We start from the raw sequence: 21785 nt of genomic DNA, 5'->3' as shown, positions 1-21785 counted from the left end.
CGGTGGCGCCACCGGCGCTTTTCGCCTTTACGGCGACCTACTTTTGCTCTTGGGCAAAAGTAGGCAAAAACCGCTGGCTCCCACATCCGGCCCGGCGCTTCGCACCGGGTCCCCTCGCTGCGGTGTCTTACGGGGCTTCGCGGCCTCCGGCTGGCTACGCCAGCCTCCATCTCGCGACTTCGGCTACGCCGAAGGGCGCTGCGCGCCTGCCCCTCCAGACACCTCCTCTCGGCCTTCTGAGGTCGCGATCGGTGGTGGCTGAACAGTCGCGCATCAAAAGCAACGGCAACGGCAACGGCAAGGGCAAGGGCAAGGGCAAGGGCAAGGGCAAGGGCAAACAAGCTGATTATTTGTTCTGGTCTGCGCTGGAGACTGTGGGAGCGGTGGTTCGGCGCTCAGGCGCCGACCTGACGGTCGGCGCAAATGCTTGTGGGTGCTGGCGCAGTTGCGATGGGCTGCAAAGCAGCCCTTTGGGGTTTCAGGTTGGCAGGAGGTTGCGGGCGCGGGAGAGGGTCAGGGCGAGGTCTTCGATCATGTCTTCTTGTCCTCCCACGGTGCCGCGGCGGCCTAGCTCTACCAGCAGGTCGCGGGCGGGGATGCCGTACTTGAGCTCGGCGCGCTTGGCAAACAGTAGGAAGGAGCTGTACACACCGGCGTAACCGAGTGTCAGGGCGTCGCGGTCCAGGCGGATGGGCTGGTCCATCATCGGCACCACGAGGTCTTCGGCCACGTCCATGATGCGGTACAGGTCCACGCCGCTGTTCACGCCCATGCGCTCGAGTACGGCGACGAACACTTCCAGCGGGGTGTTGCCGGCACCGGCACCCAGGCCGGCCACGGAGCCGTCGATACGCACCGCGCCGGCTTCGATCGCGGCCAGGGAGTTGGCAATCGCCATGCCCAGGTTGTGGTGGCCGTGGAAGCCCACCTCGGTTTTCGCCTCCAGCCCTTGGCGCAATACGCCGATCTTCTCACTGACTTCATCGGGCAGCATGTAGCCGGCCGAGTCGGTGCAGTAGATGCAGTTGGCGCCGTAGCTTTGCATCAGGCGCGCTTGCTCCAGCAGCTTCTCGGCGCTGACCATGTGCGCCATCATCAAGAAGCCCACGGTGTCCAGGCCCATCTTCGCCGCCATGCCGATGTGCTGCCCGGAGACGTCCGCCTCGGTGCAGTGGGTGGCCACGCGGATGGTCGAGACGCCGTGCTCGTGGGCCATCTTCAGATGATCCAGAGTGCCGATGCCTGGCAGCAGCAAGGCCGAGACCTTGGCCTGCTTGAGCTTGGGGATCACCGCGCTGAAGTACTCCTCATCGCTGTGCGCCGGGAAGCCATAGTTCAACGAGGCCCCACCCAGGCCATCGCCGTGGGTGATTTCGATCAGCGGCACGCCGGCGGCGTCCAGGCCGGTGGCCACATCGACCATCTGCTTGAGGCTGATCTGGTGGCGCTTGGCATGCATGCCGTCACGCAGGCTCATGTCGTGCAACAGCACGTTCTTACCTTGAAGGTTCATCACCACCTCTCCTCAGCGGGCTGGCAATTGCAGGGTGCCCTTGTGGGCTTCTTCGGCGAACATCTCGGCGGTGCGCAGGCCGGCGGCGGTCATGATGTCCAGGTTGCCGGCCGACTTGGGCAGAAAGTCCCCCAAGCCTTGCACCTCGATGAAGATCGATACCTTGTTGCCGTCGAACACCGGGCCGTTGACCAGCTTGTAGCCGGGCACGTAACGCTGGACCTCTTCGACCATGCTCAGCACCGACGCGCGGATGGCGTCCTGGTCGGGGGTGTCGTCGGTCAGGCAATGGATGGTGTCGCGCATCATCAGCGGCGGCTCGGCCGGGTTGATGACGATGATCGCCTTGCCGCGACGGGCGCCACCGATACTTTCCACCGCGCCTGCGGTGGTGCGGGTGAACTCGTCGATGTTCTGGCGGGTACCGGGGCCCACGGAGCTGGACGACACGGTGGCGACGATCTCGCCATAGGCCACTGGCTGCACCCGCGACACTGCCGCCACCATCGGGATGGTCGCCTGGCCGCCGCAGGTGACCATGTTGACGTTCATCGCGAGCTTGGCCGCGTGCTCCTTGAGGTTGACCGGCGGTACGCAGAACGGGCCGATGGCCGCCGGGGTCAGGTCGACCATGATCACGCCCAGCTCGTTGAGCTTGCGGCTGTTGTGCGCATGCACGTAGGCCGAGGTGGCGTCGAAGGCGATGCGGATGTCATCGTCCAGCACATGGGGCAGCAGGCCGTCGAGGCCGTCGGCGGTGGTCTTCACCCCCATCGCCCGGGCCCGCTTGAGGCCTTCGGACTCCGGGTCCACGCCCACCATCCACACCGGCTCGATCCACTGCGAGCGGCACATTTTCATCAGCAGGTCGGTGCCGATGTTTCCCGGGCCGATAATGGCCGCTTTTAGTTTCTGGCTCATGGGCCTTGCTCCTCGATCAGGCTCGGAAGGACACCTGGGCACTGCCCAGGCCGTCGATGGTCAGGGAAAAGCGGTCGCCTGCCCGCACCGGCTCCAGCGGCACCAGCGAGCCGGAGAGGATCACCTCGCCCGCCTTGAAGGGGATGCCGAAGGCGCCGAGGGTGTTGGCCAGCCAGGCGACCGCGGTCAACGGGTTGCCCTGCACCGCCGAGCCCAGGCCCTCGCTCAGCAGCTCGCCGTTCTTGAATACGCGCATGTGCAGCGCCGGCAGGTCGAGTTCGCGCGGGTCGACGCGTTCCTGGCCGAGCACGAACACGCCGCACGAGGCGTTGTCGGCCACGGTGTCCTGAATGCGGATGCGCCAGTCATGGATGCGTGAGTCGACGATCTCGAAGCACGGCGTAACGTAATCGGTAGCCGCCAGCACATCGGCCTCGGTCACTCCCGGGCCGATCAGGTCGTGCTTGAGCACGAAGGCGATCTCGCCCTCGGCGCGCGGCTGGATCAGGCGGTTCTCGGCGAGCGAGATGTCGGCGCCATTGTCGAAGGCCATACCCCGGGTGATGAAGCCGAAGTCCGGCTGGTGCACATCGAGCATGCGCTGCACGGCAGCCGAGGTGACGCCGATTTTCTTGCCGACGATGCGATCGCCCGCCGCCACCCGGCGTTCGATGCAGTGCAGGGAAATATGGTAGGCGTCTTCGATGCTGATCTGGGGCCAGCGCTCGGTCAGCGGGGCCAGGGTCTGGCCGTCGCACAGGGCCTGGTAGAGTTCGTCGCCGTGCTGGCGGCGCAGTTCGAGGCTCATGCTCGGCCCTCCGCGAGGAACGCCAGGCATTCGCGGTTGAACAGCTCACGGTGCTCGACCATCACCCAATGGCCACACTCGCTCAGTAGCACGAAGCGGATGCGCTGGCAGGCCTGCATCAGGGTGTTGGCCCCGGACACCGGACAGAACTTGTCGTTCATGCCCCAGAAGCCGAGGATCGGGCAAGCTAGCTGCGACAGCTGTTCGGCCATGTTCGGCACCTCCATGGTCGAGAGCACGCACGGGGGCTGCTCAGCGACCACCGCGACGCGCTCGGCGACGGTGTCATCGTCGATCAGCGAGGGGTCGAACAGTTGCAGGCCCAGCAGGCGCCTCATGCCGGCAGCGTCGCGCAGCTCGCCACTGGCAAAGGCCGCGGCCATGCGCTGGATGCCTTCCATCTGTAGGTAGTACTGGGCCTTGTCCATCAACCCGCCGGGGGCCATCAGCACCAGGCGCGCCACCCGCTGCGGCTGGCGCAGGGCGATGGCAATGGCGATGGCGCCGCCCAGGGAGTTGCCGACCAGGGTGCAGCGCTGGATGTCCAGCGCGTCGAGCAGCCCCAGCAACGCCTCGACGAAGAAATCCAGGGTGTAGGCGGTCTGTGGTTTGTCCGAGGCGCCGTAGCCCGGCAGGTCCGGCACGATGGCGCGGTAGCCGGCGGCGGCGAATTGCGGGTAGTTGCGCTTGAAGTTGCTGTGGCCGCTGGCGCCCGGACCGCTGCCATGGATGAACACCACCGCCTCGCCCGTGCCGACGTCCTGATAGTGCAGTTGCAGGCCATCCGCCAACCTGACCTTGTGCCCTTGCGCTGCTGCGCCCATGGGGAAACCTCCCGGCTTGTTGTTGTACCGGGATTATTCAGAGCGGCCAGGGCATACGGCATCGTCCAACAAGACTACAAGCGGCGCCCCTAGTCCCTTTGGACGTTGGCCGCACGGCAATGGCTGCCTAGCATCGAGGCAACCTTCCGACAGACAAGACAAGGCATTTCCATGCATGACCCATTGGATTTTCGCGGCAAAGTGGTTCTGGTCACAGGTGGTGCCAAAGGCGTGGGTCGCGGTATCACCCGCCGCTTCCTGGAGTGCGGTGCGAACGTGGTGATCTGCGGCCGCCAGGCACCGGAGCGGCTGCCCAGCGGCGGCGGCAAGCAGGCGGTGTTCATGCAGTGCGACGTGCGTGACCTGGAGCAGCTCGAGCAATTGATCGATAACGTGCTCAAGTTCTTCGGCCGCCTCGATGTGCTGGTCAACAACGCCGGCGGCGCGCCGTTCGCCGAAGCGGCCACGGCCTCGCCACGGTTTTCCGAGTCCATCGTGCGGCTCAACCTGCTGGCCCCGCTGAACCTGTGCCAGTTGGCCAACCGGGTGATGCAGGAGCAGGCCGAAGGCGGCGCCATCGTCAACATCTGCAGCGTCAGCGCCACCCGCCCCTCGCCCGGCACCGCCGCCTACGGCGCCGCCAAGGCCGGCTTGCTCAACCTGACCCGCTCGCTGGCGGTGGAGTGGGCGCCCAAGGTGCGGGTCAATGCGGTCACTGCCGGGTTGATCCTGACCGAACAGGCCGAACTGCATTATGGTGACGCCCAGCAACAGGCCCAGGTGGCCGCGACCGTGCCCTTGGGCCGCTTGGCCGAGCCGGACGACATCGGCGACACCTGCCTGTACCTGGCCTCGCCGCTCGCCCGCTATGTCAGCGGCGCCGACCTGATGGTGCACGGCGGCGGCGAACGCCCGGCTTTCCTCGATGCGGCGAAAAGCCAGTGACCTGGGCACAGCCAATGGCACCGAGGACTTCCCGGTGTTCGCGGGTAAATCCGCTCTCGTAGACGCAGGCAAAGCCTGCGATGGGCTGCAAAGCAGCCCCATTTGCACCGACTCCACAGACCAGAACGCAGCGTAGCACCTGGGGGAGCGGCGGTTCGGCGCTCCGATTCACCCGCGAACACCGGCGTAGCCGGTGCCATCGCTCTCAACGCGGCTGCAGGTTCACTTCGCTCCAGAAGGCCTTCATGCTGCGGATCAGGCCGTGCTCATCGAACTCCATCACATCGATCACCTGCAGCGAGCATTCGCGCCCGTCCCAGGTGAGGTCCACCCGAAACGGCACGGCGCCGCAGCCGTTGTGGGTAGCGCGCACAGGTCCGGTGAGGGCTGCGGACACATTCATCTGCCCCAACCCTTGCCGATAGAACGCACTGATCGCGTCCATCCCACGCAACGGCGGCTGGCCCACCGGGTCTTCGACGGTGGCATCCTCGGCGTACAACGCCAGGATGCCGTCGATGTCCCCGGCGTCCACCAGCTCGACGTAACGCTGCATGCTCGCCTGCACCTGCTCTGGCGTCGGCAGGCCCATCTCAAGCCACCTCGAACAGCGCAGCAGCGCCCATGCCACCGCCGATGCACATGCTCACCACCACATAGCGCACACCCCGGCGTTTACCCTCGATCAACCCATGCCCGACCATCCGCGCCCCCGACATGCCAAACGGGTGGCCAATGGCAATTGCGCCGCCGTTGACATTGAGGCGGTCGTTGTCGATGCCCAGTGTGTCGCGGCAGTACAGCACCTGGCAGGCGAACGCTTCGTTGAGCTCCCACAGACCGATGTCATCGACCTTCAGGCCATGGCGCTTGAGCAGTTTGGGGATCGCGTACACCGGCCCGATGCCCATCTCGTCGGCCTCGCAACCGGCCACCGCCAGCCCGCGATAGATACCCAGCGGTTGCAACCCGCGCTGCTCGGCCAAGCGCGCGCTCATCAGCACCGAGGCCGAGGCGCCGTCCGAGAGCTGGGAGGCGTTGCCAGCGGTGATGAAACGCCCGGCTTCGGTCCACTGCCCGCCCCCCCACACCGGCTCCAGGGCCGCCAGGCTGGCGGCGGTGGTGTCGGGGCGGTTGCACTCGTCCTGCAACAGGGTCACCGCTTCATGACGGCTCTCGCCGCTGGCCTTGTCGACGATCAGCTTCTGGGTGGTCAACGGCGCCAGTTCAAGATCGAAGCGCCCGCCCTGTTGCGCGCTGGCGGTGCGCAGTTGGCTCTGCAGGCTGTAGGCATCTTGTTCGTCACGGGTGATGCCGTAGCGCTGGGCGACGATTTCGCCGGTCTCGAGCATCGGGATGTAGGCCCGCGGGTCGCGTTCACGCACCAGGGTGGACTGCCAGCGGTAGAGGTTCTTGTGCTTGTTCTGCACCAGGGAGATCGACTCCAGGCCACCGGCCACGGCAATGTCGAGCTCGTTGCAGAGGATGCCCTTGGCAGCGATGGCGATGCTCATCAGGCCCGAGGCGCACTGGCGCTCCACCGCCATGCCGGACACCTGCACCGGCAGCCCGGCAGCCGTGGCGCACAGGCGCCCAAGGTTGTAGGCCTGAGTGCCCTGCTGGGCGGCGGCGCCGATGATCACATCGTCCACTTCGTCCGGCGCGATGCCTGCGCGGCGTACCGCTTCGGCTACCACGTGGCCACCCAGGGTCGGGGCCTCGGTGTCGTTGAAGGCGCCGCGAAAGGCCTTGCCGATGGGCGTACGCGCCGTGGAAACGATCACTGCTTCGTTCATGCTGGACTCCTTGGATGACTCATGCCGGGTAGTACCGGCTGATGGTGTCGACCACGCAGCCAGGACGCTCCTGGCCTTCGATCTCGACGCTGACGCGGATCACCGCCTGCACCCCGCTGCCGACCGCCTCGGTCGAGACCAGCAAGGCACTGCCGCGCACCCGCGACCCCACACGCACCACCGACGGAAAACGCACACGTTCACAACCATAGTTGACGCCCATGGCGATGCCCTGGACCTCGATGATCTGCGGCAAGAACAGGTTGACCAGCGACAGGCTCAGGTAGCCGTGGGCGATGCAGGCGCCGAACGGCCCCTGGGCCGCGCGCTCGGGATCGACGTGGATCCATTGGTGGTCGCCACTGGCCTCGGCGAATAGGTCGATGCGCGCCTGGTCGATGCGCAACCAGTCGCTTTTGCCAAGCTCCTGGCCCACCGCTTCGTGCAACGCCTCGGGTGTGCGGAAGATACGCGCCATGTTCAGGCCCTCTGGCTGGAAACCGACAGCACTTCGCCGGTCATGTACGAGCTGTAGTCGCTGGCCAGGAACATCATCACGTTGGCCACTTCCCACACCTCGGCGGCGCGGCCAAAGGCCTCGTTGGCCGCCAGCTGGTCGAGCACCGCCTGGGGCGCGGAGCGGGCGAGAAAATCGTGCATGGCGATGCTCGGGCTCACCGCGTTGATGCGGATACCATGCTCGGCAGCTTCCACCGCCGCGCAGCGCGTCAGGGCCATGACCCCGGCCTTGGCCGCGGCGTAGTGAGCCTGTTGCTTCTGCGCGCGCCAGCCGAGCACCGAGGCGTTGTTGACGATGACGCCGGCGCGACGCGCCATCATGTACGGCAGCATGGCGCGGGTCATGCGCATGGTGCCGGTGAGGGTCACATCGAGCACCCGGTTCCATTCATCGTCGGGCATCTCCACCAGTGCCCGCGACCCACCCAGGCCGGCGTTGTTGATCAGCACATCGACGCCGCCCAAGGTACCCTCGGCGACCTCGACCAGGGCTCGCACCTGATCTTCGTCGGTGACATTGCACAGGCGCCCATGCACCTGGGCAAGGCCGGTGGCCTCGCGGATGCGCGTGACCGCTTCATTGAGCCGGCCTTCGTGGATGTCACTGATCATCAGGGCCCGGCAGCCCTCCTCGGCCGCACGCAAGGCGGCAGAAAAACCGATGCCGGAACCGGCGGCAGCGGTGATCAGCACCGACTTGCCGCGCAGCAGGTCATGGCCGGGAACATAGTGTGGAACGGACATGCGAAGACTCCTCGATCAGGGACGCGGGCGCGGCTCCCGGGGCATGCCCAGGGCGCGTTCGGCGATGATGTTGCGCTGGATCTCGTTGCTGCCGCCGTACAGGGTGTCGGCGCGGCTGAACAGATACAGCGATTGCAGGCGGTTGAGCTGATACGGCGCAGCCTCGAGCAACTCGGCCTGGGGGCCGAGCACGTCCATGGCCAGCTTGCCGAGGCTGGCGTGCCAGCTCGACCAGCCCAGCTTGTAGATGGTCGCCTCGCGGCGCAGCGTGCCGTCCTGAGGCCCGGAGAGCATGCGCAGCGAGTTGTAGCGCAGGATGCGTAGGCCACACCACGCCTCGGCCAGGCGCTGGCGCAGGTGCGGGTCACGGTCGGCGCCGTTGGTACGAGCGATGGCGATGATCTCGTCGAGCTCGTTCTGGAACTGCATCTGCTGGCCCAGGGTGGACACGCCGCGCTCGAAGCCCAGCAACGCCATGGCGATCTTCCAGCCCTCGCCCGGCTGGCCGACGATGTTCGACGCCTCGGTGCGGGCGTCGTCGAAGAACACCTCGTTGAACTCCGAGGTGCCGGTCATCTGCTCGATCGGCCGCACGCTGATGCCCGGCTGGTCCATCGGCACCAGCAAGAACGACAAGCCCTGGTGGCCGACGCTGCCCGGCTCGGTGCGGGCCAGCACGAAACACCAGTCCGATTCGTGGGCCAGCGATGTCCAGACCTTCTGCCCGTTGATCAGCCAGTCGCCGTTGGCATCCTGTGCGGCGCGGGTCTTCACCGCCGCCAGGTCCGAACCTGCCCCCGGCTCCGAATACCCCTGGCACCAGAACGTGGTGCCTTGGACGATGCCCGGCAAGAAACGCCGCTTCTGTTCGTCGCTGCCAAACGCCGCGATGGTCGGCCCGGCCAGGCCCTCGCCGATGTGCCCCATACGACCGGGCCCTCCGGCGCGGGCGTATTCTTCGTGGAAGATCACCTGCTGGCTGATCGACAGCCCTCGCCCGCCATGCTCCGGCGCCCAGCCCACGCAGGTCCAGCCGCCCTCGGCGAGCTTGCGCTCCCAGGCTTTGCGCGCCTCGGGGAACATGTGCTCATCCCCCGGGCCGCCGCGAAAACGCAGAGCTTCGAACTCGCCCTGCAAGTGGGCGGCCATCCATTGGGCGACCTCCTGGCGAAAGCGCTCGTCCTGCTCACTGAAACGGATCTTCATGGCTGCTCCCCGATAATCACGCTGGCGATTTGTTGCAGATGCCAGGCCGGTGCGCCGAGGTAGCTCTCGCTGGCCCGGGCACGCTTGAAATACAGATGCGGGTCGTATTCCCAGGTAAAGCCCACGCCGCCATGCAACTGGATCGACTCGGCAGCGCAGTGGAAGTACGCCTGGGAGCACTGGGACTTGGCCAGGGAAGCGGCCAGTGGCAACTCTGCGGCCACCTGGGCGTCACCGGCGGGATCCAGCGCCTCCTGGGCGACGCAGGCGGCGTAATAGCTCGCCGAGCGCGCGCATTCGACTTGCAGCATCATGTCGGCGGCGCGGTGCTTGAGGGCTTGGAAGCTGGCCAAGGGGCGGCCGAACTGCTGGCGCTCCTGCAGGTAGGCCACGCTCAGGTCCAACGCCTGTTGGGCGCCGCCGACCTGTTCGGCGGCCAGGCCCACGCAGGCCAGGCGCAGCATGTCCTGCAGTTTTGGCCAGGCCGTACCGGCCTCGCCGAGCACCGCGTCCGGGCCCACGTACAGACGCGTGAGGCGCACGCGGCCCAAACGCCGGGTCTGGTCCATGGTCGGCTGCCACTGACGCGCCAGGCCGGTCTGCCCGGCCTCGACCAGGAACAGGCTCACGCCCGCCTCGCCCGTGCTGCCGGCCAGACGCGCGGCGACCACCAGCAGGTCGGCGCTGTAGCCGTCGATCACCTGGGCGTATTCGCCGTCCAGCACGTAGCCTTCGCCTTCGGGCGTTGCCGTCACGCCAATACCTTCGGCGGACCAACCACCCCCATCGCCCCAGGCTGCGGTGCCGCGCACACGGCCTTCGGCGATGGCCGGCAGCCAGCGCTGTTTTTGCGCCTCGGTGCCGGCCAGCAGCAGCGCTGGCGTGGCCAGGCAGGCAGTGGCGAAGAACGGCGAGCACAACAGGCGCCGGCCCATCTGTTCCAGGAGGATGGCCAGTTCGACGAAGCCCAGGCCCAAACCGCCGTAGGCTTCGGGAATGTGAATCGCAGGCCAGTACATTTCGTTGCACAGGCGCTGCCAGAGGTCGGTGTCATAACCGGTTTCGCTGACCATGGCCGCGCGCACGGCGGCACAGTCGGACACATCGGCAAGGAAGCCCTCGGCCGATGCGCGGATCATTTCCTGTTCGTCGCTCAATGCAAAGTCCATCGCGGCGTCTTCTACTCGTCTGGCCCAGGTGCCTGCGAGTGTGGCCAGATGCGCTGGCGGTCGAATCGGCCAAGTGGACTAGGCGCGGTGGTGTCTGCTTCGCGGGTAAATCGGCTCCGCCGGTTATCACAAGACAACCCCGCACCAGCGAAAGGACCACGCATAGATTGTGTGTAGGCAAAAAAAAACCGCACCACCCTGGCATGTGGTGCGGCCCCGCCCTAATGGCGAAAAAACCTCGAATCAGCTGCCGTAGACTTTCTGTGCCGGCACGGCACGCTCCAGCAGCTCACCGACCGCCGCGCCCACCTGGGCCACGGCCCAACGGCCTTGGTTGTCGACCAGCGGGCCGCGCCGCCAGCCGTCGGCGATGGACAATTTGCCGCCTTCGACCTCGAACATCTGCCCGGTGACGCCAGCGGATTCGCGCGAGCCCAACCACACCACCACTGGCGCGACGTTCTCCGGAGCGAAGTAATCAAAGCCTGCTTCGGGCTTTTTCATCACCTCGCCAAACACCCCTTCGGTCATGCCGGTACGGGCCGCCGGGGCCAGGGCGTTGACGGTGATGCCATAACGCGCCAGCTCCGCCGCCTGAACCAGCGTCAAGGACGCGATACCGCCTTTGGCTGCGGCGTAGTTGGACTGCCCGATCGAGCCCTGCAGGCCCGCGCCGGAGCTGGTGTTGATGATGCGCGCATCGACCTTGACGCCATTTTTGGCCTGCTCGCGCCAGTGGCGTACGGCATGGCTGGACAGGCAGAAGTGCCCCTTCAGGTGCACCGCCACCACCGCGTCCCAGTCCGCCTCGGTGAGGCTGGCGAACATGCGGTCGCGGCAGATGCCGGCGTTGTTCACCACCACATCGAGGCCGCCGAAGGCCTCCAGCGCGGCGGCGACGATGCGTCCTGCGTCTTCGTAATGCGTGATGTCGTTGCTGTTGGCGATGGCCTGGCCATCCTGCTCGCGGATCTGCGCGACCACCGCTTCGGCTGCGTCGCGGTTGATGTCGTTGACCACCACCTTGGCGCCTTCGGCCGCGAAGGCCAGGGCGTAGGCGCGGCCCAGGCCGCCGCCTGCGCCAGTGATGACCACGACTCGGTTGTTGCAACTGCTCATGGGACTCTCCTGCGCTTACAGGCGCTCGATGATGGTGACGTTGGCCTGGCCGCCGCCTTCGCACATGGTCTGCAGGCCATAACGCCCGCCGCTGCGCTCAAGCTCGTGGAGCAGGCTGCACATCATCCGGGTGCCGGTGGCGCCCAGTGGATGGCCCAGCGCGATGGCGCCGCCGTTGACGTTGGTCTGGGCGTGGGGGTAGCCGGTCTCGTTGATCCAGGCCATGGCCACCGCGGCGAAGGCTTCGTTGATCTCCACCCGGTCGATCTGCTCCAGGCGCATGCCGGCGCGCTTGAGCGCATAGGCGGTGGCCGGGATGGGCGCGGTGAGCATCCACACCGGGTCGGCGGCACGCACGCTCATGTGATGGATGCGCGCCCGGGGTGTGAGGTTGTAGCGCTTGAGCGCCGCCTCCGAAACCACCAGTAGCGCGCTGGCCGCGTCGCAGGTCTGGCTGGAGACGCCCGCGGTGACGCGGTCGCAGCCAAACAGGATGTCGAGCTCGGCCATCTTGTCCAGGCTGGTGTGACGTGGGGTTTCGTCATGCTCGACCCCGGCCAGGGGCACGATCTCACGGGTGAAATAGCCCTGCTCGATGGCCCGCAGCGCACGGCGATGGGACTCCAGCGAATAGGCCTCCAGCGCCTGGCGGCTGAGCTGCCAGTGCTCGGCGATCATCTGCGCGGAGCGGAACTGGGTCGGCGGGGTCGAGCCGTAGCGGCGCACCCAGCCTTCGGAACCGGTGAACGGGTTGGTGAAGCCCAACGGCTCGGCGGCGGTCATGGCCGAGGAAATCGGGATCTGCGTCATGGTCTGCACGCCGCCTGCGACCACCACGTCCTGGGTGCCGCTCATCACCGCCTGGGCGGCGAAGTGCAGCGCCTGCTGCGAAGAGCCGCACTGGCGGTCGACGGTGGTGCCGGGCACCGCGTCGCTGAGGCCGACCGCCAGCCACGCGGTGCGGGCAATGTCGCCGGCCAACGGGCCGATGGTGTCGACGCAGCCAAAGATCACGTCGTCGTAGTCTTCATCGGGGATCGAATTGCGCTCGACCAGAGCGCGTAGCACGTGACCGCCCAGATCGGCCGCGTGGATATGGGCCAAGCCACCTTTGCGTCGCCCGGTGGGCGTGCGCAGGGCATCGACGATATAAGCTTCAGGCATCTTCTACCTCTGCCGACATGAACGTGGTGCCGGCCCCTATGGCCCGGCGTGAGTCGAACAGCGCCTGGCGGATCCGCGCCTTGTGCAGGGCATGGTCGCCCCAGGCCTTGTCCAGAGCCCAGGCGCGCTTCATGAACAGCTGCAGGTCGACCTCCCAGGTGTACCCCATGGCGCCATGGGTCTGGATGGCGTTGCGGGCGGCCAACAGCGCCGCCTCCGAGGCCGCCAGGCGCGCGTGGGACACCGCCAGCGCCTGCCCGGCCTCACCGTGGGCCACCGCGTGGGCGGCGCGGTACAGCGGGCCTTTGGCGAACTCGATGCGCACCGCAACATTGGCCATCAAGTGCTTGACCGCCTGGAACGAGCCGATCGGCTTGCCGAACTGCTTACGCTCGAAGCTGTAGTCCACGGCCAGGTCCACCATGCGCTTAGCCAGGCCCAGCAATTGCGCCGCGCAGCCCAGCGCGCCGCGCTCGAAGGCGCGCGCCAGCAACCGCGCGGCCTCCTCGCCACGGGCTACGCAGGTGGCCGCGCCGGGGGTCCACAGCACCTGGTACAGCTGGCGGCTCGGGTCCACAGACAGGTTGCGCACCAGCTCGGCATCTTCGCGCGGCACGGCGTGCAGCTCATCGGCGTGGCTGAGCAGCAGCAGGTCGGCCACGTGGGCGTCGCTGACCAGCGGATTGCCCGGCTCGCTCACCGCCAGGCGCGCCTGGCCCTCGGCCACGCGCCCCAGCCAGTCCGCCTTCAGGCCCTCGTGCGCCGCGCCCAGTTCGGCCAGCAGCGGCACCGCCACCAGCATGGTCTCCACCAGCGGCTCCGGCAGGCCCGCATAGCCGCATTCCTGGGCCAGCAAGACGAAGTCCAAGGCGCCCAGGCCCATGCCGCCGTACTGCTCCGGCACGGTCAAGGCAGTCAGGCCCAGCTCCACCAGTTGCCCCCAGAGCCGGTCGCAACGGCCGCTGTCGCTCTGCCACAGCTCGCGGATGCGCTCGGGCGTCACTTCGTTGATAAAGAAACTGCGTACGTTGTCCTGGAAGAGCAACTGGTCGCTGTTGAAACTAAAGTCCATGGTCTGCTCCTCAGGCACGCGGCATGCCGAGCATGCGTTCGGCAATGATGTTGCGCTGGATCTCGTTGGTGCCGGCGTAGATGGGCCCGGCCTGGGCGAACAGGAAGCCGTCCAGCCATTGACCGACGTCCCCAGCAGCCGGCGCCTCGGGCAGCAGCTCGCCGCGCAGGCCCAGGATGCTCATGGCCGTTTCGTGCATGCGCAGGTCAAGCTCGGACCAGAAGATCTTGTTGGTCGAGGACTCCGGCCCGATGCGCCCGCCTTTGACCAGCTGCGAGGCGGTCATGTAGGTGGACTGGGTGTAGGCCTCGGCATCCAGCCAGGCGCGCATCACCGCCTCGCCGATGGCCGGGTCCCGGTCGGCGCGTTCGCGGTTGGCCTGGTACAGCTGCACCAACCGCCGGGCGGTTTCCTGGAAGCGCGCCGGCGAGCGCAGCATCAAGCCACGCTCGAAGCCCGCCGTGGACATCGCCACGTGCCAGCCCATGCCCTCCCCACCGAGTACGTTCTCCACCGGCACGCGCACATCGTCGAAGAAGATCTCGGCAAAGCCTGGCAAGCCGTTGAGCTGCGCAATCGGCCGCACAGTGATGCCGGGGCTGTTGAGCGGCACCAGAATGAACGTCAGGCCGTGGTGACGCTGGGAACCCGGGTCGGTGCGGAAGATGCCGAACACCCAATCGGCCCATACCGCCCGAGTCGACCAGGTCTTCTGGCCATTGATCACATAGTGGTCGCCGTCACGCTCGGCGCGCGAGCGGATCGCTGCCATGTCCGAGCCTGCGCCCGGCTCCGACCAACCCTGGGCCCAGATGTCCTGGCCGGTGGCCATGCGTGGCAGGAAGCGCGCCTTCTGCGCCTCGGTGCCGTACTCCATCAGGGTCGGGCCGAGCAGGAAGATGCCGTTCTGGTTGACCCGCGCCGGTGCACCGGCCCGGTAGTACTCTTCTTCGAAGATCAGCCATTCGATCAGGTCGCAGCCGCGCCCGCCCAGGCGCGTGGGCCAGGTGACCATGCCCCAGCGGCCTTCGTTCAGGCGCGCTTCCCAGGCGCGGTGGGCGGCAAAGCCTTCCTCGGTGTCGAACGAAGGCAGCGGTTGGCTCGGCACATTGGCCTGGAGCCAGGCCCGCACTTCGGCGCGAAAGGCCTGCTGGGCAGGGGTGTAGGTAAGGTCCATGGTCTGCCCTCAGCCGTTGAAGTTCGCGTGGCGCTTCTCGACGAACGAGTCGCGGGCTTCCTGGGAGTCCTGGGTGCGGTAGGCCTCGAGGGTGAAGCCCTGCTCCCAGCGGTACTTGTCTTCCAGGTTGCCGTCCTCGATGCCGGTGAGCGCTTCCTTGGCCAGGCGGATCATCGCCGGGCTCTTGGCGGCGATGGATGCGGCGATGCCCAACGCGGTCTCGCGCAACTGCTCGCGCGGCACCACCCGCTCCAGCGCGCCCAGGCGGTAGGCCTCGGCGGCGTCGATCATCTCGCCGGTGAAGTACATGTGGCGCACCTTCTGCACTGGGAACAGCCGCTGCAGGTGGGCACCGCCGCCCATGGCGCCACGGTCCACCTCGGGCACGCCAAAGCGCGCGCAGTCGGACGCGACGACGATGTCAGCGGCACCGCAGATGCCAATGCCACCGCCCAGGACGAAACCGTGCACGGCGACGATCACCGGCACCTTGTTGCGATGCACGGCCTTGAAGGTGTCGTAGTTGCCCTTGTTGACCGCGACGATCAGGTTGCCGTCAGCAGCCAGCTCCTTGATATCGACCCCGGCGCAGAAGCCACGGCCTTCGGCGCGGATGACGATGGCCCTGACCTGCGCGTCCTCGCCCAGCGCCTGCAGGGTGCTGGCGATGTCGGCCCAGCCCTGGCTGTTGAAGGCATTGACCGGGGGATGGTTGAGGACCATCTCGGCAACGCCGTTATCGATGCTCACGTTGAATGGTTGCACTGGGAGTCCCCCTCACGAAATTCGGCGACACAGCGCGCCCAGGCGCTGCTCGGCGTCCCGGACGATCTGCTCTATCAATTCGGCGCAGCCCGGCAGGCTGTCGATGCCTGCGGCCACCTGCCCGGCCGGCAACACGCCTTCGGCGGGCAGACCTTCGACCATGGCTTTCTGGATGACCATCGGCGCGTTGGCCGCCATCAGGCTCTGGGCGGCGCTCAGGCCGCCGTCGCGGCGCATCTTCAGGGCGCTGCCCAGCAACTGCCCCAGGCCCAGGCCCGTGTGACGGCGGTAGGCCAGGCCACTGCGCACGGCCAGCAGCCAGCGACGCAGGCCGCTGCTGGTTTCCAGCTCATCGAGCAGCTCGTTGCGGATCATGCGTTGCGGCAAGCCATCGATGGCCCGGCTGACGATCACCGCCGCCGGGTCCTTGACCGCCAGGTAGCGCGCCAGGGTGGCCTGGGGCACCGGGCTGTCGGCGGTCATCAGAAAACGCGTGCCCATGGCAATACCATCGGCGCCCTGGGCCAGGGCCGACACCAACCCGCGGCCATCCTTGAAACCACCTGCGGCCACCACCGGCACCTGCACCGCGTCGAGCACCTGGCCCAGCAGCATGGCCGTGGGCACCGCACCGGTGTGGCCACCGCCCTCGCCGCCCTGCACGGTCACCACGTCGGCGCCCATCTCCACGGCCTTCTGCGCGTGCTTCAGCGCGCCCACCGTGGGCATGCAGACCACCCCGGCGTCCTTGAGCCGGGTGATCATCTGCTTGCCTGGCGAGCGGCTGTAGCTGACCGCGCGCACCTGGTGGCGCACCACCAGCTCGACGATCTCTTCGGCGTTGGCCTGGTACATGTGGAAGTTGACCCCGAACGGACGGTCAGTCAGGCGTTTGGTCTCGAGGATCGCTGCCTCCATCTGCCGGGGTTCGATGGTCGCCCCGGCCAGAAAGCCAAAGCCCCCGGCGTTGCAGGTGGCGGCCACCAGGCGCGGGTCGGCGACCCAGCCCATGGCGGTCTGGATGATCGGGTAGCGGCAGCCGAGCAAGGCGGTCAGGCGGGTATCGAGCGACACGGCCATGCTCACGCCCTCCCCGGTTCGCGCTGGGAGCTGGCCATGGCCTTGGCGTCGTAGCCACCCAGGCGATCGCCGGAAACCAACTCGTTGTGAGCATGGGCGAAGTGGTGCAGGCCGAACACCATGTCCATGGTCGAGCGCTTGCCCATCAGGTCTTCGGCGTTGTTCACCGCCTGTTTGCTCAGTTGCAGGCCCAGGCGCGGCATCTGGGCGATCTGCCCGGCCATGACCAAGGTCTCCTGCTCCAGCTGCTCGCGGGGCACCACGCGGTTGAGCATGCCCATCTGGTAGGCACGCGCCGCCGGCATCGGCGCGCCGAGGAAGAGAAACTCCTTGGCGATACGCGGATTGAGCTCATGCACGTGGGCGAAGTACTCCACCCCCGGAATCCCCATGCGCACCACCGGATCGCGGAAGTACGCATCGTCACTGGCCACGATCAAATCGCACACCCAGGCCAGCATCAGGCCGCCGGCGATGCAGGCGCCCTGGACCATGGCGATGGTCGGCTTGGGCATCTCGCGCCAGCGCCGGCACATGCCCAGGTACACCTCCTGCTCACGGGCGTAGAGGAACTCGCCGCCAGGCTTGTCGACATGGTCGTACCACAGGCTCACGCGCTCGAAGCTCTGGTTGACGTCACGCCCTGGGGTGCCGATGTCGTGCCCGGCGGAGAAGTGCTTGCCGGCCCCGCGCAGGACGATGACCTTGACCTGGTCATCGGCGCACGCACGGGCGAAGGCCGCATCCAGGGCATAGGTCATCCGCGAGTTCTGGGCGTTGTGGTACTCGGGGCGGTTCATGGTGACCAGGGCTACCGCGCCCCGCACTTCGTACAGCACCACCTCATCGGCCTCTTTATTGTTTTGCTCGCTCATTACTGCACTCCGGCAAGGCGGTTGGCTGGAACGGGCTGTCAGCGCGCGGAGCGCTGGCCCGGTGGGTTGTCCTTGAGCTGGCTGGCGCGCAGGTTATGCGGGTCCAGTCGCTGGATCAGCTGCAACTGCGCCTCGGTGGGCGCTGTGGTCACCGGGCAGTGCTCAGGCACATGCAGGGCAAAGCCTGTGTTGTCACGCACCTCGTCCAGGCTCACGCCAGGATGCAGAGAGCGCACGCGCACCTGGTGCTCAGGCCCGAGGAAGTCGAGCACGCACAGGTCGGTGACGATCAGGCGGATGTCGATGTCTTCCAGCGACCAGCCACGGGCCAGGCGCGCGGGGTTGTAGCCCACCGAGGCGACCACGTCGCACTCGCCTTCGACGAACACCCGGCGGTTGTGGCTGGGCACATAGAACGAGTTGGCATGGCTGATGGAGTTGCCCGGCAGGCCCCGCACGCCCAGCATCTGCGCCTTGGGCTTGTGGTAGTCGCCGCCGATGCAGGAGATGTTGGCCTGGCCGAAGCGGTCGACCTGGATCGGGCCGATCATGGCGTGGCGCTTGCCGCTCCAGACGTTGTCGAAGATGCGCGAGAAGCCCATCCAGCTGTCGCGTTTGGGCACGTAGCCATTGCGCGCACCGACCGGCACGGGCTCGGCGACCATATAGGCTTCCGAGTCGGTCATCATCAGTCGTGGGTTGTTGTCGAGCATGCTCAGGGACGCCGCCAGGCGTGGGATCACGCCGATGCCGGTGGCCAGGACTTCGCCGTCGTCGCGCCAGGCTTGGGCGGCGGCGCAGATCATCAGTTCGGCGAGGCTGTAGGTGCTTGCGGTGGTCATGACGTTCCTCGCTTAGAAAACCGGCAGGGGCAATCGACGGATGGCCTCAAGGCCCCCGCAACGCTCCAGGTACTGGGAGTGGGAACAGGCCACGTACTGATCGACATAGGCCTGCCAGCCCTCTTCGCTCTGCGCCGAGGCGGCGTAGGCCTTGAAGTGCGGCACGTCGAAGCCATACAGCGGCGCGCAGGACGAGGGGTGCGCGCCACCAGGCACGTGGGCCACGGCGGTGGTCAGGTTGCGCTCCCAGAACACCTGGTGCGCACGCGCAGGCTCCGCGTGGAACCACGCGCTGTCGACCCACTCGTCGCAAGTGACATAGGTGCGCGCCGCGGCCCGCACGAACAGATCGTCCATGTAGTGGTCGGGGCCGGCGATCTGGCACACGCCGCGCGCATCGGCGCGGTCCACGTGCACCAGGGCGGCGTCGAGCTTGAGCGCTGGCATCGCGACCCAGTCACGGCCATCGGCGTAAGGCGAGGCGATCAGCTTGATCTCGGGGTTGTGGCGCAACACGTCGGTGCCCAGGCCCACCGCGGTGGGGATGAACGGCACGTTCATGGCGGCGGCACGCAGGCCCAGCAGCAGCATGCCTTCGTCGATCTCCATCACTTCCAGGGCGCCTTCCTGGCGCGCCTTGCGAAAGTACGGCTCGAGTGGGATGAAGTCGAGGGAGACAAAGGCGAACACCAGTTTCTTCACCTTGCCGGCAGCGCACAGCAGGCCGACGTCAGCACCGCCGTAGGCGACGATGGTCAGGTCCTTGAGGTCCGAGCGCAGGATCTCGCGCACCAACGCCATGGGCTTGCGGCGCGGGCCCCAGCCGCCGATGCCGAGGGTCATGCCGTCGCGCAACTGGGCGACCATTTCGGCCGTGGTCATCTGTTTATCCATGGGTGTTGTCCTCATTGGCGGCCGACGCTGAAGTCGTGGCCCCACTGGCTGACCACCGTGCTTTCGAACGGGGTGTGCCGGCTCCAGTCGACCACCAGGCCGTCGCAGCCGTACTCCAGGTCGAAACCGGACGGGGTCTTCATGTAGAAGGAGATCATCTGGTCGTTGGTGTGCTGGCCCAGGGTCGCGGAGAGCTTCACGCCGTTGGCGTGCATGCGGTCCAGGGCGCGGCCCACGTCTTCCAGGCCCGCGACCTCGACCATCATGTGCACGCAACCGCTAGGCACCGGGCATTCGAAGATCGCTAGCGAGTGGTGACGGCCGTTGTTGCAGTGCATGAAGTGAATGCGTTTTTCCGGCTCGGCAGGGTCCGGGGTGAAGCGCACTTTCATCAGGTCCGACAGGCCAAAGCCCATCACCTGCTCGTAGAAATCGCGGCAGCGGTCGAAGGTCGGTGCCGGCAGGACCACATGGCCCATGCCCAGCCCGTCGCTGACGAAACCGCGCACGCCCACCGGGGAGACGAAGCGGGCGAAATCCTGGCGCGGGCCCCAGTACAGCTCGTGGCGGTTGCCATCAGGGTCGGCGAACAGCGCCAGCGCCTGGACCTGGCGCAGCGCAGCTTGCTCAGCGCTGCCCTGCTCCACCGCCACGCCGGCGGCGTGCAGCTCGGCCACGGCCTGGTCGAAGGCGGCCTGGCCGGCTACTTCCCAGCCACAGGCGCCGAAACCATCCTGGGCGCTGTGCTGCACCAGGATGCGGTACGGGCGCTCGTCCATCTTCAGGAACAGACGCTCGCCGCGCTCGTCCTCGACCACCATCATGCCCAGCACTTGGGATGCGTAGTGACGCCACTGCGCCAGGTCGCTGGAACGTACGGTGACGTAACCCAGGCCACGGATATCCATGCACGATCTCCTCGTTTTTGTACTTGGCGTATTCAAGCCAGTCAGGGGGTTGGCGGCATCGTCCAATAGGACTACCGGCCCGCAGGCCGCGTGATACCGGCAGAGCAACGGCCTTGCTCGGCGGCGAATGCTTCGCGGGCAAGCCCGCTCCCACTGGTTTGGCGCCATGCGCACCAACAGCACAGAACCTGAGGGAGCGAGTTCACCCGAGAACACCGGCAAGGCCGGTGCCATACCCCGCGCTTGCGCAAATGGGGCTGCGTTGCAGCCCCCCGATGGGCTTACTGCTTGTTGCGAAAATGCGGGATGACCTTCTCGCCGATGTTGCGCAAGGTCTCCAGCTGAGCCCACTGCGGCACGGTGCCCATCTGGCAGATGAACAGGATCTCGTCGGCGCCGGCATCGATCAGGCGCTGCACATAGCCAATGCAGTCCTCGACGGTGCCGTAGGCATGGTTGGGGTTCATCATCGCCATGGTCGGGTCGGAGAAGTCCACGCTCACTTCCTCGGAGGCAAAGCGCGACTTGATCACCGCCTGGCCATTGCCATCGACGTAGGTGTCGTCTTTCCACTTCTGCGGATCCGGACGCTCGCCGCCGCCGTACCAGTAGCCCAGCGACTCCATGAAGTAACGCTGGCCGCGAATACCGATGCGGCGCGCGGTTTCGTTGTCATCCAGCACGATGGCCGGGCACAGCGCAGCGATGTGGCGGTTCGGGCGGAAGCCCACCTGATTGCGCGCCTCACGGTTGTCGAAGGCCTGGTGGTAGACCTGGACCTTCTTGGCGATTTCCTCGGGCCCACCGAAACCCAGCACCAGCGCGCCCATGCCACGGCCGCCGGCGTTTTTCAGCGAGTCGGTGTTGGTGCAGGCCAGGTACATCGGCGGGTGCGGATCCTGGTAAGGCTTGGGGTGGATCGGGCGCTTGGGGATCTTGACGAAGTCGCCGTGGTGCTCGATCTCATCCTGCACGAACATTTTCGGGATCAGGTACATGGCCTCGTCGATCTGCGGCTGCAGGGTCGCCAGGTCATAGCCGAAGGTGCCGGCCTCCTGCTGGGTGCCGCCCTTGCCCACGCCAAAATGCACACGGCCTTTGGACAGCAGGTCCAGGGTGGCGATGCGCTCGGCCACCTTGACCGGGTGGTTCATCGCCGGCGGCAGGCACACCACGCCGTGGCCGATGCCGATGCGCTCGGTCTTGCCGGCCACGAAGGCGAGCATGGTTTCCGGCGCGGACATGTGCGAGTAGTTGGTCAGCGCGGTGTGCTCCACGCACCAGAAGGTGTCGAAGCCCAGCTTGTCGGCCAGCACCGCCTGCTCGACGGTGTCATCGAAGATCTTGCGGTCACCCTCGCGGCTGGCATCGATCGTCTGGGCTTCGTATATCAGCGAGAATTTCATGTGCGTTCCTTGTTGTTCTGTTGACGTTGGCCGGCAGC

At 66.8% G+C, this 21785-nt stretch carries 22 protein-coding genes; 1 reads left to right on the top strand and 21 read right to left on the bottom strand.

Going from position 1 to position 21785, the window contains the following annotated elements; all coding sequences use genetic code 11:
- Positions 1–478 precede the first annotated feature (478 nt).
- Genes dmpG through J5X93_RS10410 form a run of 4 tightly spaced genes read right to left on the bottom strand, consistent with a single transcriptional unit; the run spans position 479 to position 4066 of the window.
- Positions 479–1513: a 4-hydroxy-2-oxovalerate aldolase gene (dmpG, locus tag J5X93_RS10425; protein ID WP_043214688.1), complete on the bottom strand. Its 1035-nt coding sequence runs from the start codon at positions 1511–1513 to the stop codon at positions 479–481.
- A 12-nt stretch (positions 1514–1525) separates the two neighbouring features.
- On the bottom strand, positions 1526–2434 hold the full coding sequence (locus J5X93_RS10420; protein ID WP_043214686.1) for an acetaldehyde dehydrogenase (acetylating): 909 nt from the start codon (positions 2432–2434) through the stop codon (positions 1526–1528).
- Positions 2435–2450: 16 nt separating this feature from the next.
- Positions 2451–3242, bottom strand: a complete 792-nt coding sequence (locus tag J5X93_RS10415; protein WP_182818683.1) for a fumarylacetoacetate hydrolase family protein — start codon at positions 3240–3242, stop codon at positions 2451–2453.
- Positions 3239–4066 carry an alpha/beta fold hydrolase gene (locus J5X93_RS10410; RefSeq protein ID WP_182941072.1) on the bottom strand — a complete coding sequence of 276 codons (828 nt, stop codon included), beginning with the start codon at positions 4064–4066 and terminating at the stop codon, positions 3239–3241. The genes J5X93_RS10415 and J5X93_RS10410 overlap by 4 nt, the downstream gene beginning before the upstream one ends.
- Before the next feature lie 171 nt (positions 4067–4237).
- Between J5X93_RS10410 and J5X93_RS10405 the strand changes: the two genes are divergently transcribed.
- Positions 4238–5011, top strand: a complete 774-nt coding sequence (locus J5X93_RS10405; RefSeq protein WP_182941075.1) for an SDR family oxidoreductase — start codon at positions 4238–4240, stop codon at positions 5009–5011.
- A 205-nt stretch (positions 5012–5216) separates the two neighbouring features.
- On the opposite strand, the gene J5X93_RS10400 is transcribed toward J5X93_RS10405, so the two are convergent.
- From J5X93_RS10400 to J5X93_RS10320, 17 genes are all read right to left on the bottom strand, one after another.
- The gene (locus J5X93_RS10400; protein ID WP_232092030.1) at positions 5217–5603 is read right to left on the bottom strand and encodes a steroid Delta-isomerase; all 387 of its coding nucleotides are present in this window, start codon (positions 5601–5603) and stop codon (positions 5217–5219) included.
- Position 5604: 1 nt separating this feature from the next.
- Positions 5605–6807 carry an acetyl-CoA C-acyltransferase gene (locus J5X93_RS10395; RefSeq protein ID WP_182941078.1) on the bottom strand — a complete coding sequence of 401 codons (1203 nt, stop codon included), beginning with the start codon at positions 6805–6807 and terminating at the stop codon, positions 5605–5607.
- 19 nt (positions 6808–6826) lie between these two features.
- Positions 6827–7285, bottom strand: a complete 459-nt coding sequence (locus tag J5X93_RS10390; RefSeq protein ID WP_043214675.1) for a MaoC family dehydratase — start codon at positions 7283–7285, stop codon at positions 6827–6829.
- A 2-nt stretch (positions 7286–7287) separates the two neighbouring features.
- Positions 7288–8070, bottom strand: coding sequence for an SDR family oxidoreductase (locus tag J5X93_RS10385; RefSeq protein WP_250034814.1), 783 nt, complete (start codon positions 8068–8070; stop codon positions 7288–7290).
- Between the two features lie 15 nt (positions 8071–8085).
- Positions 8086–9276 carry an acyl-CoA dehydrogenase family protein gene (locus tag J5X93_RS10380; protein WP_090345724.1) on the bottom strand — a complete coding sequence of 397 codons (1191 nt, stop codon included), beginning with the start codon at positions 9274–9276 and terminating at the stop codon, positions 8086–8088.
- Positions 9273–10445 (bottom strand): acyl-CoA dehydrogenase family protein, encoded by a 1173-nt coding sequence (locus tag J5X93_RS10375; RefSeq protein ID WP_182941084.1) that lies wholly within the window; start codon positions 10443–10445, stop codon positions 9273–9275. Before J5X93_RS10375 ends, J5X93_RS10380 begins: the two co-directional genes overlap by 4 nt.
- A gap of 243 nt (positions 10446–10688) precedes the next feature.
- Positions 10689–11564 carry an SDR family oxidoreductase gene (locus J5X93_RS10370; RefSeq protein ID WP_043214667.1) on the bottom strand — a complete coding sequence of 292 codons (876 nt, stop codon included), beginning with the start codon at positions 11562–11564 and terminating at the stop codon, positions 10689–10691.
- Positions 11565–11579: 15 nt separating this feature from the next.
- Positions 11580–12728 (bottom strand): acetyl-CoA C-acetyltransferase, encoded by a 1149-nt coding sequence (locus J5X93_RS10365; RefSeq protein WP_182941087.1) that lies wholly within the window; start codon positions 12726–12728, stop codon positions 11580–11582.
- Positions 12721–13800 carry an acyl-CoA dehydrogenase family protein gene (locus tag J5X93_RS10360; RefSeq protein WP_182941090.1) on the bottom strand — a complete coding sequence of 360 codons (1080 nt, stop codon included), beginning with the start codon at positions 13798–13800 and terminating at the stop codon, positions 12721–12723. The genes J5X93_RS10365 and J5X93_RS10360 overlap by 8 nt, the downstream gene beginning before the upstream one ends.
- A gap of 10 nt (positions 13801–13810) precedes the next feature.
- Complete coding sequence (locus J5X93_RS10355) at positions 13811–14977, bottom strand: acyl-CoA dehydrogenase family protein (RefSeq protein WP_043214659.1); 1167 nt, start codon at positions 14975–14977, stop codon at positions 13811–13813.
- A gap of 9 nt (positions 14978–14986) precedes the next feature.
- Positions 14987–15742, bottom strand: a complete 756-nt coding sequence (locus J5X93_RS10350; RefSeq protein ID WP_182941093.1) for an enoyl-CoA hydratase family protein — start codon at positions 15740–15742, stop codon at positions 14987–14989.
- Between the two features lie 12 nt (positions 15743–15754).
- Entirely contained in the window at positions 15755–16822 is a 1068-nt protein-coding gene (locus tag J5X93_RS10345; protein WP_182941096.1) for an NAD(P)H-dependent flavin oxidoreductase, read from the bottom strand.
- 2 nt (positions 16823–16824) lie between these two features.
- The gene (locus J5X93_RS10340; RefSeq protein WP_043214653.1) at positions 16825–17697 is read right to left on the bottom strand and encodes an enoyl-CoA hydratase; all 873 of its coding nucleotides are present in this window, start codon (positions 17695–17697) and stop codon (positions 16825–16827) included.
- A gap of 38 nt (positions 17698–17735) precedes the next feature.
- Positions 17736–18539, bottom strand: coding sequence for a CoA-transferase subunit beta (locus J5X93_RS10335; protein ID WP_090345702.1), 804 nt, complete (start codon positions 18537–18539; stop codon positions 17736–17738).
- Between the two features lie 12 nt (positions 18540–18551).
- A complete protein-coding gene (locus J5X93_RS10330) occupies positions 18552–19433 on the bottom strand; it encodes a CoA transferase subunit A (RefSeq protein WP_043214650.1) in 882 nt (293 codons plus the stop codon).
- 11 nt (positions 19434–19444) lie between these two features.
- On the bottom strand, positions 19445–20341 hold the full coding sequence (locus tag J5X93_RS10325; RefSeq protein ID WP_043214648.1) for a VOC family protein: 897 nt from the start codon (positions 20339–20341) through the stop codon (positions 19445–19447).
- A 281-nt stretch (positions 20342–20622) separates the two neighbouring features.
- Positions 20623–21747 carry an LLM class flavin-dependent oxidoreductase gene (locus J5X93_RS10320; protein WP_102082469.1) on the bottom strand — a complete coding sequence of 375 codons (1125 nt, stop codon included), beginning with the start codon at positions 21745–21747 and terminating at the stop codon, positions 20623–20625.
- Between the last annotated feature and the right edge of the window lie 38 nt (positions 21748–21785).

It is taken from the genome of Pseudomonas sp. BYT-1, from assembly GCF_023611805.1.
In the GTDB taxonomy this organism is placed as follows: Bacteria; Pseudomonadota; Gammaproteobacteria; order Pseudomonadales; family Pseudomonadaceae; genus Aquipseudomonas; species Aquipseudomonas guariconensis.
Note: the sequence above shows the minus strand (reverse complement) of the source record. Positions and strands in the feature narration are given on the sequence as shown.

Coding starts and splice junctions, on each gene's coding strand:
- J5X93_RS10380 (WP_090345724.1), bottom strand. CDS start 9,276: ATGAAGATCCGTTTCAGTGAGCAGGACGAGCGCTTTCGCCAGGAGGTC.
- J5X93_RS10340 (WP_043214653.1), bottom strand. CDS start 17,697: ATGAGCGAGCAAAACAATAAAGAGGCCGATGAGGTGGTGCTGTACGAA.
- J5X93_RS10405 (WP_182941075.1), top strand. CDS start 4,238: ATGCATGACCCATTGGATTTTCGCGGCAAAGTGGTTCTGGTCACAGGT.
- J5X93_RS10360 (WP_182941090.1), bottom strand. CDS start 13,800: ATGGACTTTAGTTTCAACAGCGACCAGTTGCTCTTCCAGGACAACGTA.
- J5X93_RS10375 (WP_182941084.1), bottom strand. CDS start 10,445: ATGGACTTTGCATTGAGCGACGAACAGGAAATGATCCGCGCATCGGCC.
- J5X93_RS10365 (WP_182941087.1), bottom strand. CDS start 12,728: ATGCCTGAAGCTTATATCGTCGATGCCCTGCGCACGCCCACCGGGCGA.
- J5X93_RS10320 (WP_102082469.1), bottom strand. CDS start 21,747: ATGAAATTCTCGCTGATATACGAAGCCCAGACGATCGATGCCAGCCGC.
- J5X93_RS10330 (WP_043214650.1), bottom strand. CDS start 19,433: ATGGATAAACAGATGACCACGGCCGAAATGGTCGCCCAGTTGCGCGAC.
- J5X93_RS10410 (WP_182941072.1), bottom strand. CDS start 4,066: ATGGGCGCAGCAGCGCAAGGGCACAAGGTCAGGTTGGCGGATGGCCTG.
- J5X93_RS10385 (WP_250034814.1), bottom strand. CDS start 8,070: ATGTCCGTTCCACACTATGTTCCCGGCCATGACCTGCTGCGCGGCAAG.
- J5X93_RS10335 (WP_090345702.1), bottom strand. CDS start 18,539: ATGACCACCGCAAGCACCTACAGCCTCGCCGAACTGATGATCTGCGCC.
- J5X93_RS10390 (WP_043214675.1), bottom strand. CDS start 7,285: ATGGCGCGTATCTTCCGCACACCCGAGGCGTTGCACGAAGCGGTGGGC.
- J5X93_RS10420 (WP_043214686.1), bottom strand. CDS start 2,434: ATGAGCCAGAAACTAAAAGCGGCCATTATCGGCCCGGGAAACATCGGC.
- J5X93_RS10395 (WP_182941078.1), bottom strand. CDS start 6,807: ATGAACGAAGCAGTGATCGTTTCCACGGCGCGTACGCCCATCGGCAAG.
- J5X93_RS10355 (WP_043214659.1), bottom strand. CDS start 14,977: ATGGACCTTACCTACACCCCTGCCCAGCAGGCCTTTCGCGCCGAAGTG.
- J5X93_RS10415 (WP_182818683.1), bottom strand. CDS start 3,242: ATGAGCCTCGAACTGCGCCGCCAGCACGGCGACGAACTCTACCAGGCC.
- dmpG (WP_043214688.1), bottom strand. CDS start 1,513: ATGAACCTTCAAGGTAAGAACGTGCTGTTGCACGACATGAGCCTGCGT.
- J5X93_RS10325 (WP_043214648.1), bottom strand. CDS start 20,341: ATGGATATCCGTGGCCTGGGTTACGTCACCGTACGTTCCAGCGACCTG.
- J5X93_RS10400 (WP_232092030.1), bottom strand. CDS start 5,603: ATGGGCCTGCCGACGCCAGAGCAGGTGCAGGCGAGCATGCAGCGTTAC.
- J5X93_RS10345 (WP_182941096.1), bottom strand. CDS start 16,822: ATGGCCGTGTCGCTCGATACCCGCCTGACCGCCTTGCTCGGCTGCCGC.
- J5X93_RS10370 (WP_043214667.1), bottom strand. CDS start 11,564: ATGAGCAGTTGCAACAACCGAGTCGTGGTCATCACTGGCGCAGGCGGC.